Below are 13,104 nucleotides of genomic sequence, written 5' to 3' on the forward strand. Positions count from 1 at the left end.
GCATTATGGCCGGAATATTCAAGGCTGGCGATATCATCCGTGCGGCAGAGGAAATCGAAACGCGCGGTGAGGCGTTCTATCAGCGGCTTGTTGATGCCATCGGATTCGACGGCGATTCTTCCACCCGCGAGGTGTTTGAATACCTGCGCGACGAGGAAGCAAAGCACCGCGAAGTGTTCCGGGCCATGGGGGAGCGCCTTGCTCCCGTGACTCTGCCTGCATGGGCGACCGAAGACGAGTATGTGGCCTACATGAGCGCCATGCTCGACAACCACGCCCTGTTCAGGGATGGCGAAACCGCCGGAGCCGGTCTGGTCCGCGAAGAAGCCATCCGCATGGCCATGCAGTTCGAGAAGGACACCATGTTCTTCTTCCGCGAAATGCGTGAGCTGGTGCCGAATTCCGAAAAGGCGGCGGTTGACCGCTGTGTTGACGAAGAACGCACGCACCTGATCAGGCTGGTGGCCCTGCTGGCCTAAATGCCTTTGGCGCACGTGGTGCGACAGAAAAAAGATAAAGCCCGGAACCGTATGGTTCCGGGCTTTTTGCGTGGGGCTGGCGGCAGGCTAGTCTTTCAGCGCTTCAAAGCCCGCTGCGGTCATGGTGGGCGAAAATTCCGTAATCTCGTAGGTGGCAGCCTGTTCGCGGTGGAAGGGGTCTTCCGCAAGGTGCGCACGCAGGGTTTCCAGATCACAGCCTCTGGCCATGATCACGCCGCCTGTTCTGGGTACCTTTCTGCCTGAAGCGATGAATATTCCGGCTTCGTATTTGGCGTGCAGAAACTGCACGTGTTCCTCCAGCAGGTTGTCTATCTTCTCAAGCGGGGCCGTGTAGTTAAGTGATACTATATACATGTCGTTTACCTCGTGTCTGTGCTATACGCTTTTGGGAAGGGAAGGCAAGACGTCGCAGGCGTTCATGGCATGGTCTGCTGCGCACGTTTGGCGGATACGCGAATTATCATTTTTCACAGTTGGTGTATTGTTGCAGAATATATTACAATCCGAACATTCCTTATAACAGGCTCGGGTTTGGGTCCGAACACACCAGAGGTCGTTGTGGAAATAACCTACCGCTTTACGCTGGATACGGGGCAGACCGAGCTCTTTGGCCTGCGCTTTACGTCCGATACGCTGGAAGCGGACTGGCCTTTGCCTCCGGAGCTGCCCGACTGGACACGTCTCTCGTATTTCACATGCAGTCACTGTCCCTTTGATGTGGAAACAACGGAGTTCTGCCCGCTTGCGGCGCGCCTTGTGGATGTGATCGACAAGCTTGGGCATCTCATTTCCTACACCCCTTTGCTGGTGGAGGTGGAGACGCCGGAGCGTACCATCAATCAGCGCACAACGGCTCAGCGGGGGGTGAGTTCGCTGCTCGGGCTCATCATTCCCACATCGGGCTGCCCCTATACCGCGTTTTTCAAGCCCATGGCCCGGTTCCACCTGCCGTTTGCATCGTCCGACGAGACTTTTTACCGGGCCGCATCCATGTTCATGCTGGCGCAGTATTTCATGCATGATACGCCGGAGCGCGTGGACCTGCACATGATGGGACTGTCGCGTATCTATGCTGATATGGAGATAGTGAACCTGCAGCTGGTGCAGCGGCTCAAGGCGGCAACACAGGCGGATTCATCCGTCAATGCGGTGATCATTCTCGACCTGTTCGCCAAATCGATGCCCTTTGTGCTGGAGGACAGGCTTGAGGACTTCCGGCATCTGTTTCTGCCGTTTATCAATTTGAAGACGTAGAGGACCCGCTACAGCCCTTTACTGCCTGTAGCGGGCAGCACGCAAAAAAAGCCCGCCGGATTGTTCCGGCGGGCTTTGCATTCATGGGTACTTACTGCAGGCCGGCTACATGGCGTCGCTTGCATCCAGTTCGTTGATCTGCTTGTTGATGGCTTCCTGCAGTTCCTGGGGCAGGCCTTCCATCTCCACGTTCAGGAAGCCGCGCACGATGGTGGCGGTTGCTTCGTCTTCATCAAGGCCGCGGGCCATGAGATATTCGATTTCTTCCTGTGCGATCTTGCCCACTGCGGCTTCGTGCGAGAGTTCCACGCCGTCGATGGTGGCATCCAGTTCAGGAATGGCATGGATGCGGCCGCCGCCGAGGATGAGGCCCTTGCATTCCAGGTGGCCGCGTGCGGGTACGCTGCTTGCGCCGATGAAACCACGGTTGATGATGGTTCCGCCGGTGGTCAGCGTGCGGGCGATGATTTCTGCGCGGGTGTTGGGCGCATTCAGCTCGATGCGGTTGCCGCAGTCCACGTAGGAGCCTTCCGGTGCCACGATAACGGAGTTGAAACGGGCAACGGCACCGGCGCCGTTCAGCGCGATGGAAGGATACATCTGCAGGTCCTTGACCGGCTTGAGCAGCACGTAGTTGCTCAGGAACACGGCGTCTTCTTCCAGCACACCGGCAGAGCGCGGACGCACGGCAGTGTCATCACCCCAGTTGTGAATCATGGTGAAGGTGAGCTTGCCGCCCTTTTTCACGTAGAATTCGGATATGCCCATGTGGGCGCTTTCCTTGGCACCGTGGGCGGTGGCACAGCCGGTGATGATGTGCATTTCTGCACCTTCTTCAACCACCACAACGTTATGCACGTTCTGGGCGAGGCCGGAATCCTTGATGAACAGGCAGGACTGCACGGGATCTTTTACCTTCACACCGGCCTTGGCGCGGATGAAGTAGCCGCCGTGCAGATTCTCATAGGCAGCTCTGGTGAATTCGTCCTTGTCCTTGTCCACCAGCTTCCACCAGTATTCGGGCAGGCCGTCGAACTTTTCCAGTGCGGCCTTGATGTCCATGATCTCAAGGCCTTCCTGCTTGGTCTTGCAGTGCACGCCCGAGTGGTTCATGTGCATGAAGGAACCGGCGCGGTCCTGACGGTCCACGTCTATGCCCGCGTAAAGCAGGCGTTCCTTGTCTTCGGGCGACAGGGAGGAAAGATCTTCGATGGGAGCGGCGGAACCGCCGTCAATTCTGTATTTCTTAAGGTCTATTTTCTGCATGTTAGTATGCCTCACGGAAGTCGGCGAGGTCGATCGTTTCCCCGGATTCGGCGCTCAGGCAGCGCAGGCATTCCTTGTAGCCGTGGCGGGAGATGTGGTCGAGAATGTCGCGGGGACGGGCTTCGCAGCACAGCTTGCCGTTATACATGACCTGACCGCGGTCGGCGTTCACGTATTCGAGAATGTAGCCGGTGTGGGTGATGATGAGGCCGGCGGTCTTGCAGGACTGCTTGGCCTTTTTCATGGTGCACGATGCGGGCTGCATGCCGTCCAGCAGTTCGCGCGCGGTCTTGCCGATCAGCGACATGTTTTCAAGGTCAACGCCGGATTCGGGCTCGTCGAAGAGCACAAGGTCGGGGCGCTGGGCCATGAGCTGCAGCAGTTCGGAACGCTTTATTTCGCCGCCGGAGAAACCGGCGTTGATGTCACGGCCGAGGAAGCGGGTGAAGTTGACCTTCTTTGCCAGCGCGGGAACATCCACATCGCGGCCCTGACCGCACATCTTCACGAGGTCTGCAGTCTTGAGGCCGTGAATGGTGGGGGGGCGCTGGAAGGACATGCCGATACCGAGACGGGCGCGTTCGTACATGGGCGCATGGGTGATGTCCACGCCCTTGAAGAGAATCTGGCCCTCGGTCACGGTGTAGTTACCAAAGCCCATGAGGCTCATGAGCAATGTGGTCTTGCCGGACCCGTTGGGGCCGAACAGAATAAACGTTTCACCTTCGGAGATCGTCAGATCGATGCCCTTGAGCACCTCCACGTCCCCGATGTTCACGTGTAGATTCTTTATTTCAAGCATGAGAAGTCCCCGTCTTACGGTATGGAATTACAGGCGCCTTTGCGTCTGGACGCACCGTTATGCGGCATGAATCCGGCTAAGTCAATGCAGGCACCGCGAGGTGACCGGATTTCCGGAAACGGGCGGATGAATCAGCCGTCATCGCGCCCTGAAGAAGGTGGAACCACGGGATGATGCGGTCTGGTGATGACAGCCCTGTGCGGTGGAGTACCCTCTGGAATGCGGCAGTAGTAGCAACGGCCTTTTTGCCGGAATACCGGCAGGAGCAGTATGCCCGCCATGAATCCGCCTGCGTGCGCCCACCATGCTATGCTTGCGCCGCCGCCCGGTTGCACCATGGAGCCGAGGCCGGAAAGCACCTGCATGGCGAACCATATGCCCAGATACACCACCGCAGGCAGGTCGAAGAACAGCGGAATGATGATTATGGGGATAAGGGTTACGACCTTGGCGTGGGGGTAGAGCAGAAAGTAAGCCCCCATGACGCCTGCAATGGCACCGGACGCGCCGACAATGGGCATTGTGGCGGCGGCGTCCGAGAGCATATGCGTGAGCACGGCCGCAAGGCCGCAGCACAGATAGAAGAGCATGAAGCGCACAGGCCCCATGACATCTTCTATGTTGTCGCCGAATATCCACAGCGTCCACATGTTCAGCAGCAGATGCATCCACCCGCCATGCATGAACTGGTGGGTGATGAGGGCGAACTGGCCGTAGGCGGGATAGCCTACCTGTGTTGCCCAGTCCGGAAAGGCGAAGCGCGCCGGAACCACCCCGTAGGTATGCAGCATGGTGAAGAGTTCGCCGCCGGAAAGACTCTGCTGATACAGGAATACCAGCACGTTGAGCACGATGATGGTATACACCGCGTAGGGCGTGTGCACTCTGGGTATGCTGTCTCGAATGGGAAACATGCGCGCCTCTGTCCTGTCCGGAACGGGGATTATCCCTGAAAGATCGTGGTAAGACGATCCTGCAGGGCCTTGCGTTTGTCTTCGCGTCGCCGCGTCAGTGATTCCAGAAGCTTGTCCGCATTGGCGGACAGTGCTTCGCGTGTGCCGCTGTTGTCCACCACGATGTCGCAGGCACCCATCTTATCCTTTTCCGACCACTGCCATGATTCCATCACGGCCAGCATGTCATCATTCCAGTTGCGGTGCTCGGCAAGACGGGCCGCCCGTATTTCGCGCGGGCAGTTTACGCCCACAAGCAGGTCGGCATCTTCCTGCCAGCCTGCTTCCAGAATGAGCGGAACCTCGGCGGCAGCCACGGGCTTGTCCGCGTGGGTTTTCCAGAATGCCAGCAGGTCGTGGCGGACTATGGGATGGATGCAGGCTTCCACTTCTCTGCGGATGGACACTGATTCGCACATGCCTTCAAAGAGGGCGCTTCTGTCCACGGGGCCGTCAACCGGGGCGAATCTGTCGCCGTAGCGCCCGCGCAGGAAATGCCAGCCGTCGCCGCCCATGGCGTAGAGGCTGTGCACTATGCCGTCGGCAGTCCAGACGGGTATGCCGCGTTCCTCAAGTGTGCTCAGCAGGGCAGATTTACCGCACCCGGGCATGCCGGTGAGCACCACGCGCTGGGTGCGGGCGGAAAGCGCCGTTGCCAGCTGCATGAAGTCGTCCGGCGGGGGGCAGGTGAACTGCATTTCTTCGCCGGTGACCGGATGAGTGAACGCAATCTTCCATGCATGCAGCATCTGGCGGGCTGCCAGCGGAGCGAAGGGAGAGCTTTCGGAAACCCCGCCGCCATAGGTGGAGTCGCCCCACAGGGGATGCCCTATATGGCTCATGTGCACACGGATCTGGTGTGTTCTTCCCGTGTGGATGCGCACAGCCACCAGCGCGTAGTTGGCTGCGCTGTCCGCATGCAGCACGCGGTAGTCGGAATGGGCAGGGCGGCCGCCCTGTTCCGGCTTCACCGGAGCCATCTTTACCTTGATGGAGGGGTGGCGGCCGATGGGTACCTCTATGGTATCGGTTTCGTGCTCCGGAACGCCCATGGTGAGGGCAAGGTATTCCTTGTGCATGGTGCGCAGGGCAAATGCCTCGGAAAGCGCAAGCCTTGCGGTCTCGGTAAGCGCAATCACGATGATGCCGGAGGTATCCTTGTCCAGCCTGTGCACTATGCCGGGGCGGAAGCCTTCCATGGATGCGAGTTCCGGAAAATGGTGGAGCACACGGTGCACCAGCGTTCCCGTGGGGCAGCTGGGGCAGGGGTGTACGGTCAACCCGGGCTGCTTGTTGAGCACCACAAGGTGCTGGTCTTTGTACAGCACCGTGATGGGGGCATCTTCGGGTACCAGCGACGAAGTATCGAAATCTATGTCCACCTCGATCTGCATACCCGTGCTGACCCTGGTGTTAGGCTTGGTGCAGCGGCCTTTGTTTACAAGGACGTTGCCTTCTTTGATGGCCTTCTTGATGCGCTCGCGGCTTATGGAGTGCTCCGTCAGCGCGTCAGAGAGGTACTGGTCAAGGCGGGTGCCGTGCGCATCGCGTGAAACGGTAAGTGTAATGGTGTTTCCGTTTTCAGGATCATCAATATAATTAGTCATTTTGAAAAATTTTTCCTTGCGCTTGACCATCGTGACTGGTTCGGGCTAAATACTCAAAGTTTTGGGCGGCCAAAAGGGCCGTTTTTTTTCAAGCTCTCTTCAAGGAGGCCAGAGTGGCTGTTTACGTGGTTGACCATCCGTTGGTCAAACATAAACTCGGGCGTCTGCGTGAAGTCGACGTCACTGTGTCTGAGTTCCGCGCCCTGTCTAATGAAATCTGCCGTCTTCTCACTTATGAGGCAACCAAAAGCCTCGCAACCGAGAAGAAGACCATACAGGGTTGGGCAGGACCTGTCACTGTTGACCAGATCAAGGGTAAGAAGGCTACCGTTGTCCCGATTCTGCGCGCCGGTCTCGGCATGCTGGATGGTCTGCTGGACATGATTCCCGGTGCCAAGGTCAGCGTTGTGGGCATGTTCCGCAACGAAGAGACCCTCGAACCTGTTGAGTATTACGTAAAGCTCGCCAAGAACATCGACGAGCGTACCGCCATCATTATTGACCCCATGCTCGCCACCGGCGGCACGCTGGTCGCTACCATCGATCTGCTGAAGAAGGCAGGCTGCAAGCACATTGTGGGCCTGTTCCTCGTGGCGGCACCCGAAGGTATCGAACGTGTCACCAAGGCGCACCCCGACGTGGATATTTATACCGCATCCGTTGACGAGCGGCTGAACGAACATGGGTATATTCTTCCCGGCCTGGGCGATGCAGGCGACAAGATTTTCGGGACCAAGTAAGGTTTCGAACCGTTTTCGAACGGACAGGGCATTTGCCTTTGGTTTTTTTGCCTCCGTTTTTCGGAGGCAATAACCAAGGGGCGGATGCTCTTTTTTTGGGCTCGCTGCTGCCGGTTTGCCACCTGCGGCGGCGGGGTTCCGCCCCTTCCCGGGTGTCCGGCTGCCGAGGCAGCAGGTGGGCAGGGCAGCGGATGCATGTGTTAACGAGCATTGAAGAGGGGCTCGTTCTGTCTGGAGCACCGGCCTTTGGTTTCCCGTGAGGGAGTAAGCCGACCGCGATAGGGGGGCGGAAGGCGTAGGGATAATTTGTAACCGTTATTTGAGGAGGGCATGGTGTCCATATCCAACACCGAGTATTCCTTCAGACTGAAAGACAGTCTTGTAGGTGCACAGATGTTGTTTGTCGCGTTCGGCGCACTGGTACTCGTACCGCTGCTGACCGGGCTGAACCCCAACGTGGCACTGTTTACCGCAGGTGCCGGGACCCTGCTGTTCCAGCTGGTGACCAAGCGTAGCGTTCCCGTATTTCTGGCTTCTTCGTTCGCATTTATTGCGCCCATTATTCACGGTGTGCAGACCTGGGGCATTCCCGGCACCATGTGCGGTCTTGCCGCCGCCGGTCTGCTTTACGCGCTGCTCGCACTGCTCATCAAGCTGCAGGGACCGCAGATTCTCGAACGCGTTTTGCCCTCCATCGTGACCGGCCCGGTCATCATGGTCATCGGCCTCATTCTTGCCCCTGTTGCCGTGTTCATGGCACTGGGAAAAACTGGCGACGGTTCCATCCAGCTGATTCCGCAGGGACCGGCCATGTTCATTTCCATGATTTCTCTGGGCACCACCATCTTTGCTTCCCTGATGGGACGCGGCATCGTAAAGCTCATTCCCATTCTGCTGGGTATCGCGGTCGGCTATGTCACCTCGATTCTGTTCGGGTATGTTGATTTTTCGCCCGTTCTGAACGCCCCGTGGATTGCCGTTCCCGCCTTTACCTTCCCCGAGTGGAACCTTGAGGCCATTCTCTTCATCGTTCCCGTGGCCATTGCTCCCGCCATCGAACATGTGGGCGACGTTCTTGCCATAGGCTCCGTTACCAACAAGAACTATCTGGACAAGCCCGGCGTGCACCGCACCCTGCTTGGCGATGGTCTTGCCACCTCGTTTGCCTCCATGCTTGGCGGACCGCCCAACACCACCTACTCTGAAGTAACCGGTGCTGTGGCACTGACCAAGGCCTTCAACCCCGGCATCATGACCTGGGCTGCCATAACCGCCATGGCACTTGCCTTTGTGGGCAAACTGGGTGCTCTGCTGCAGACCATTCCCGTGCCTGTCATGGGCGGCATCATGATTCTGCTCTTCGGCGCCATTGTGGTTGTGGGCATGAACTCTCTGGTTCGTGCCGGCAAGGACCTGATGGACCCCCGCAACATGGCCATTGTCGCCATTATTCTGGTGTTCGGCATCGGCGGCATGGCCTTCCATGCCGGTGAGTTCACCATCAAGGGTATCGGCCTTGCCGGTATCATAGGCGTGGTGCTGAACCTTGTTCTGCCCAAGAGCAAGCCGCATAAGCAGTAGCCCCCGCCGCTCTTTCGTATCCAAAGGCTCCTGACGTATAGTCAGGGGCCTTTTTTGTCAGGATTCGTTGTCTGGCGCGCCGGCAAGAGGACAAAGAAAAGCCCCGGTGGCAACCAGATGGTCGGCACCGGGGCTTTGTTGTCGGAATGGCGTATTACGCGGTGCGCACGTGGCGCATGATCTCTTCGAACACGCCGTCGATATCGAGAGACGTGGTATCCACGATAACGGCATCGTCGGCAGGGCGGAGGGGAGCAATAGCCCTGTTGCGGTCCTGCTCGTCGCGCTGGCGTATCTGTTCGGTCAGTGCTTCAAGGTCGGGAGAATCTCCCATGGAAACGAGCTGGTCAAAGCGTCTGCGGGCGCGTTCCTGCGGGGTGGCATCAAGAAAGATCTTGCAGCGGGCTTCGGGGAAGACCACCGTACCCATGTCGCGACCTTCCGCCACCAGCGGGGTGGCCTCGCCCATTGCCTGCTGCGCCTTTTTCAGCGCGTCGCGCACGGCGGGCAGCTTTGCCACGATGGAGGCGAGCATGCCCACCTCTTCCGTGCGGATTTCATTCCCCACGGGAACGCCGTTAACGGCGAGCACGGTGGCTGCGCCGCTGCCGGAAAGCGAAAAAGTGCACGCGGCAAGGCGCTCGGCAAGAACCGCCTCGTCAAGCGATGCAGCCTGCGCGCCGAGCTTCCAGCCCAGCGTGCGGTACATGGCGCCGGTGTCCATGTAGGCTATGCCCATGGCCTCGGCAACGCGCTTTGCCAGCGTGGTTTTGCCCACACCGGCAGGGCCGTCCAGCGTAACGATGTTCCGCTTAGCGGACATTGAGAATCTCCTTGAAGGCGTTGATGAAAACCTTGTTCTCATGAGCATTGCCCACGGTTACCCGCATGTGGCGGGGCAGCCCGTAGCCTTTGTTCAGCGGGCGCAGGATAATGCCGCGGCGGAGCAGCTGCTCATGCAGTTCCGCACCGTCTATGGGGGCTTCGAACATGATGAAGTTGGCTTTGGATGGGTAGACCGTGCAGCCGAGGGCGGCAAGCTCCCTGTTCAGATAGTCGCGTCCTTCGGCGGTGACCCGCAGTGTTTCGTTGAAGAACACCGTATCGTCCATGGCGGCCATGCCTGCGTGTTCAGCAAGAATGTTCACGCTGAAGGGCGGGCGGATGCGCTTGAGGTAGCCCGCCAGCTCAGGCTGCATGGCACCGAACCCGAGGCGCAGTCCTGCAAGGCCGAAGCTCTTGGAGAAGGTGCGCAGTACACACACATTGGGGAAATCTGCAAGGCGGGGCATCATGGAGTGAGCGTCCCTGTTGCCGGTGAAGTCCATGTAGGCTTCGTCCACCACCAGCAGGCATTGTTCGGGCAGCCGCTTTGCAAGGGCCATGATCTCTTCCACGGGCGGAGTGTAACCGGAAGGGTTATCCGGCGTGGTCACGAAGACAATGGCGGTATTGTCGTCCGTGAGGGAGACAAGGGCATCCCAGTTGAAGGAAAAATCGTCGTTAAGGGGCGTCTGGCGCAGTTCCACACCGCACAGGCGGGCCAGCACGGTGTACATGGAAAAGCAGGGGTTGAACGCCACAATGTTATCTATGCCCGGGCGCGCCTTGGCGCGGATGAGCAGGTCTATCACTTCGTCTGAACCGTTGCCCGTGACGACGCATTCTGTCTGCAGACCGAAGAAGGCGGCAATTTTCTGCGCCAGACGGGGGTTGCCGGACTGGGCGTAACGGAAAACGTGATCGGCATGGGAGCGGATGACCTGCTGAACCAGAGGAGAGGTGCCAAGCGGATTTTCGTTGCTGGCAAGCTTTACGACCGTATCGAGGCCGTAGCGTTCCTTGATTTCCTGAATGGAAAGTCCCGCCGAGTAGGGGGAAAAATCCATCACTTCGGGCCGCACCTGCAATGTTGCGCGGCTACGTGGAGAGGTCATGCGATGCTCCTTTCACTGAAGGTGATATATCGCCGAAGAAAAGGGCGATCCTTTCGGACCGCCCATGAATAGACTACGAGGGGGGCTGAGTGCAAGCGGACAATGGAACTGTACAGCAGAACTGTACATGGGAGCTGGCCGTGAATCGTCCGGTGTTTGATCTGAATGTTTTCAGACCATGCCCACACCTTATCCGGATTGTGTCCGGACCATGATCAGAAAACGGTCTTGCTCCGGAATCCGCATGCTCTCTGTATCGCCCCGGCTTACAGTGCCGGAGGACGAACGGTCAGTACGGGGATATTCGCACCCTTGACCACCTTTTCGGCAACAGAACCGAAGAGGATGCGGTCAATGCCCTTGCGTCCGTGGGTACCCATGACGATCATGTCGGCATTTTCCTGCTCGGCAGTGGCCAGAATTTCTTCTGCCGCGTAGCCGGTGACAACCTTGCCGGTTGTCTGCAGGCCGCTGAAGTTCTCGGCAAGGTAGGTATCCATAGACTTTTCGGCTCCGGATACGATCTCACCCACAAAGCTTTCGATGGAGTTCGGAGGAACGTGGAATCCAACATACTGGCTCAGGGAAGGCGCTGCGTACACAACAACCAGCGCGGCGTCCAGCTTGGTGGCAAGAAGCTTCGCGTAGTCGGCGATGTACTTGCTGTGATCCGAGAAGTCTACGGCGACGAGAATCTTGTTTATGGCAGTCATATTGGCCTCCTGTGGCTATATTGCATGCACAGTCCGCGTTGTGCGGAATGAATCCTAATGTCATTTAATGTATACACATTTTGTCACACATAGACAAGGAAAAGGTTGTGCATTAGTCTCTGGTGGAAGACGGGCAGCTTTTTCCCGATGCGGCAGAAAATGCCTTGTTGATTTTTGTTAATTATGATTGTTATCAATATGTTGCATGTTTTATATAGGGTTGGCAGGCTTCTTGCTCAATCCGGTCAAAACCCTAAAGAAGGGGTGCGCCGATGAAGATTCGTTCAGAACAGGTTGATGCTCTGCAACAGCAGGAAGAAGTCCGCAAGCGGTCCAAAACGGGCGGCGAGGGCTTCGGAGATCTGTTTGCACAGGAGCTGGGGCGTCAGGATGAGGCCTCGAAAACACAGGCAACCGTGCCTCCTGTGGGAGCACGGGCCATGGTTCTGGATCCGTTGCTGATGGCGAACCCGGTGGAAGAGGCCGGAGCGGTTGAAGGTACGGGAACGGAGGCTGCCGGACTTGTCGGGCAGCTCGATGGCATGCTGGACAAGTGGGAATTGTATTCCCGCCAGATAGGTGCCGCCGAATCTCCTGACCTGAAGGGCGCGTATGGAACGCTGGAGAGTATTTCCGGTGATCTTTCGCAGCTCAAGGAGCAGAACCCGGAACTTTCCGCACGCTATCCCGATCTGGGATCCGTGGTTAATGAACTTGAGGTGATGTCGTTCACCGAACGGTTCAAGATCAACAGGGGCGACTACGTGTAGCTGCCCTGCTGTCGGCAGGCTTGTCCTGTCCGGAATGAAAAGGGACGGAAGCAATTCCGTCCCTTTTTTATTTGGCTAATTCCCGAACCCGGTTCACAAACGTGATAGCCTGGCCATATTGCCCAATCATATTGTCCAATCATACTGCCAGACCAGATGGCCAGACCAGATGGCCAGACCAGATGGCCAGACCAGATGGCCAGATCAGATAGCCAGACCAGATAGCCAGGTTGATTCATCGGGCCCAATTATAGGGCTGGCGGATGAGGCCGGCGGATGGGGCAATGTGCGGGATCGGTTTATCAGGGCGCATTGCAGATCAGGCTTCAAGCAGGGCTGTAAGCTCCTGAATGGCGGCCTGAACCGTCTGCAGGCGCACGGCCTCGCGGCTGCCCGTAAAGTGGAAACACCGGACTGAAAGAGCCTCGCCCACGCAGGCGGCAAGCCACACGGTGCCGACAGGCTTTTCCTGCGAGCCGCCCGTGGGGCCCGCAATGCCGGAAACAGCCACGGCGCAGTGTACACCGAGCACGCGGGCGGCACCGCGCACCATTGCCTCAACGGTTTCGCCGCTTACGGCACCGTGGGCCACAAGCGTTTCATGCGGAACGCCGAGCACCTGTTCCTTGATCTCGTTGGCATAGGCCACCACACCGCCGGAGAACCAGGCCGAAGAGCCGGAAACATCGGTGCAGGCGGCGGCAATGAGTCCGCCGGTGCAGGATTCTGCCGTGCCGAGCTGCATGCCCTTGTCCGTGAGCAGGGCTCCCAGCCGGAGGATGGAAGGGTGTAAATCTGCAAACATGCGTATTCTCCTTTCGTGGGGCTACCATCCTTTGTTGAGTCCCGCAAGGCGGTCACGCTGCATGGCCTGTCGCTCCCGCATTCCTGCCTCCTTCTTGCCATGGCCACGGGGGACGTATACTCTCTCTGAATGATGAAACAGTGCAAACAGAACTGCCCCTCAAAGGGGCTTGCGGT

The 13,104-nt window shown here is 58.2% G+C and carries 14 protein-coding genes; 5 read left to right on the forward strand and 9 right to left on the reverse strand.

The window, feature by feature from the left end; all coding sequences use genetic code 11:
* Positions 1-5: 5 nt before the first annotated feature.
* A complete protein-coding gene (locus HUV30_RS07455; protein WP_174404815.1) occupies positions 6-479 on the forward strand; it encodes a ferritin-like domain-containing protein in 474 nt (157 codons plus the stop codon).
* An 87-nt stretch (positions 480-566) separates the two neighbouring features.
* On the opposite strand, the gene HUV30_RS07460 is transcribed toward HUV30_RS07455, so the two are convergent.
* Positions 567-854, reverse strand: a complete 288-nt coding sequence (locus HUV30_RS07460; protein WP_174404816.1) for a YciI family protein — start codon at positions 852-854, stop codon at positions 567-569.
* 204 nt (positions 855-1,058) lie between these two features.
* On the opposite strand from HUV30_RS07460, the gene HUV30_RS07465 reads away from it, so the two are divergent.
* Positions 1,059-1,754, forward strand: coding sequence for a DUF6901 family protein (locus HUV30_RS07465; RefSeq protein ID WP_174404817.1), 696 nt, complete (start codon positions 1,059-1,061; stop codon positions 1,752-1,754).
* Between the two features lie 105 nt (positions 1,755-1,859).
* On the opposite strand, the gene HUV30_RS07470 is transcribed toward HUV30_RS07465, so the two are convergent.
* From HUV30_RS07470 to coaE, 4 genes are all read right to left on the reverse strand, one after another.
* Complete coding sequence (locus HUV30_RS07470; RefSeq protein WP_174404818.1) at positions 1,860-3,020, reverse strand: SufB/SufD family protein; 1,161 nt, start codon at positions 3,018-3,020, stop codon at positions 1,860-1,862.
* A gap of 1 nt (position 3,021) precedes the next feature.
* The gene (locus HUV30_RS07475; RefSeq protein ID WP_174404819.1) at positions 3,022-3,822 is read right to left on the reverse strand and encodes an ABC transporter ATP-binding protein; all 801 of its coding nucleotides are present in this window, start codon (positions 3,820-3,822) and stop codon (positions 3,022-3,024) included.
* 131 nt (positions 3,823-3,953) lie between these two features.
* Entirely contained in the window at positions 3,954-4,736 is a 783-nt protein-coding gene (locus HUV30_RS07480) for a rhomboid family intramembrane serine protease (RefSeq protein WP_174404820.1), read from the reverse strand.
* Between the two features lie 29 nt (positions 4,737-4,765).
* Positions 4,766-6,382, reverse strand: coding sequence for a dephospho-CoA kinase (coaE, locus tag HUV30_RS07485; RefSeq protein WP_174404821.1), 1,617 nt, complete (start codon positions 6,380-6,382; stop codon positions 4,766-4,768).
* Between the two features lie 113 nt (positions 6,383-6,495).
* On the opposite strand from coaE, the gene upp reads away from it, so the two are divergent.
* Positions 6,496-7,122 (forward strand): uracil phosphoribosyltransferase, encoded by a 627-nt coding sequence (gene upp, locus HUV30_RS07490; RefSeq protein WP_174404822.1) that lies wholly within the window; start codon positions 6,496-6,498, stop codon positions 7,120-7,122.
* A 330-nt stretch (positions 7,123-7,452) separates the two neighbouring features.
* A complete protein-coding gene (locus HUV30_RS07495) occupies positions 7,453-8,703 on the forward strand; it encodes a uracil-xanthine permease family protein (protein ID WP_174404823.1) in 1,251 nt (416 codons plus the stop codon).
* A 154-nt stretch (positions 8,704-8,857) separates the two neighbouring features.
* On the opposite strand, the gene cmk is transcribed toward HUV30_RS07495, so the two are convergent.
* From cmk to HUV30_RS07510, 3 genes are all read right to left on the reverse strand, one after another.
* Positions 8,858-9,526, reverse strand: a complete 669-nt coding sequence (gene cmk / locus HUV30_RS07500) for a (d)CMP kinase (RefSeq protein WP_174404824.1) — start codon at positions 9,524-9,526, stop codon at positions 8,858-8,860.
* Positions 9,516-10,640, reverse strand: coding sequence for a histidinol-phosphate transaminase (gene hisC, locus HUV30_RS07505; RefSeq protein WP_174404825.1), 1,125 nt, complete (start codon positions 10,638-10,640; stop codon positions 9,516-9,518). The genes cmk and hisC overlap by 11 nt, the downstream gene beginning before the upstream one ends.
* A 266-nt stretch (positions 10,641-10,906) precedes the next feature.
* Positions 10,907-11,353 (reverse strand): universal stress protein, encoded by a 447-nt coding sequence (locus HUV30_RS07510; protein WP_174404826.1) that lies wholly within the window; start codon positions 11,351-11,353, stop codon positions 10,907-10,909.
* Between the two features lie 272 nt (positions 11,354-11,625).
* Here HUV30_RS07510 and HUV30_RS07515 point away from each other — a divergent pair, with 272 nt between their 5' ends.
* Entirely contained in the window at positions 11,626-12,123 is a 498-nt protein-coding gene (locus tag HUV30_RS07515) for a hypothetical protein (RefSeq protein ID WP_174404827.1), read from the forward strand.
* 319 nt (positions 12,124-12,442) lie between these two features.
* Here the strand turns inward: HUV30_RS07515 and HUV30_RS07520 are convergent, their stop codons facing one another.
* Positions 12,443-12,928 (reverse strand): CinA family protein, encoded by a 486-nt coding sequence (locus tag HUV30_RS07520; RefSeq protein ID WP_174404828.1) that lies wholly within the window; start codon positions 12,926-12,928, stop codon positions 12,443-12,445.
* Positions 12,929-13,104: the final 176 nt, after the last annotated feature.

Origin of the sequence: Desulfovibrio subterraneus (assembly GCF_013340285.1) — a bacterium.
In the GTDB taxonomy this organism is placed as follows: Bacteria; Desulfobacterota; Desulfovibrionia; order Desulfovibrionales; family Desulfovibrionaceae; genus Halodesulfovibrio; species Halodesulfovibrio subterraneus.

Bases quoted from the DNA above. Each gene is read 5' to 3' on its own strand.
- cmk (WP_174404824.1), bottom strand. From the start codon at position 9,526: ATGTCCGCTAAGCGGAACATCGTTACGCTGGACGGCCCTGCCGGTGTG.
- HUV30_RS07515 (WP_174404827.1), top strand. From the start codon at position 11,626: ATGAAGATTCGTTCAGAACAGGTTGATGCTCTGCAACAGCAGGAAGAA.
- HUV30_RS07480 (WP_174404820.1), bottom strand. From the start codon at position 4,736: ATGTTTCCCATTCGAGACAGCATACCCAGAGTGCACACGCCCTACGCG.
- HUV30_RS07495 (WP_174404823.1), top strand. From the start codon at position 7,453: ATGGTGTCCATATCCAACACCGAGTATTCCTTCAGACTGAAAGACAGT.
- coaE (WP_174404821.1), bottom strand. From the start codon at position 6,382: ATGACTAATTATATTGATGATCCTGAAAACGGAAACACCATTACACTT.
- HUV30_RS07520 (WP_174404828.1), bottom strand. From the start codon at position 12,928: ATGTTTGCAGATTTACACCCTTCCATCCTCCGGCTGGGAGCCCTGCTC.
- HUV30_RS07510 (WP_174404826.1), bottom strand. From the start codon at position 11,353: ATGACTGCCATAAACAAGATTCTCGTCGCCGTAGACTTCTCGGATCAC.
- hisC (WP_174404825.1), bottom strand. From the start codon at position 10,640: ATGACCTCTCCACGTAGCCGCGCAACATTGCAGGTGCGGCCCGAAGTG.
- HUV30_RS07455 (WP_174404815.1), top strand. From the start codon at position 6: ATGGCCGGAATATTCAAGGCTGGCGATATCATCCGTGCGGCAGAGGAA.
- HUV30_RS07460 (WP_174404816.1), bottom strand. From the start codon at position 854: ATGTATATAGTATCACTTAACTACACGGCCCCGCTTGAGAAGATAGAC.
- HUV30_RS07470 (WP_174404818.1), bottom strand. From the start codon at position 3,020: ATGCAGAAAATAGACCTTAAGAAATACAGAATTGACGGCGGTTCCGCC.
- HUV30_RS07475 (WP_174404819.1), bottom strand. From the start codon at position 3,822: ATGCTTGAAATAAAGAATCTACACGTGAACATCGGGGACGTGGAGGTG.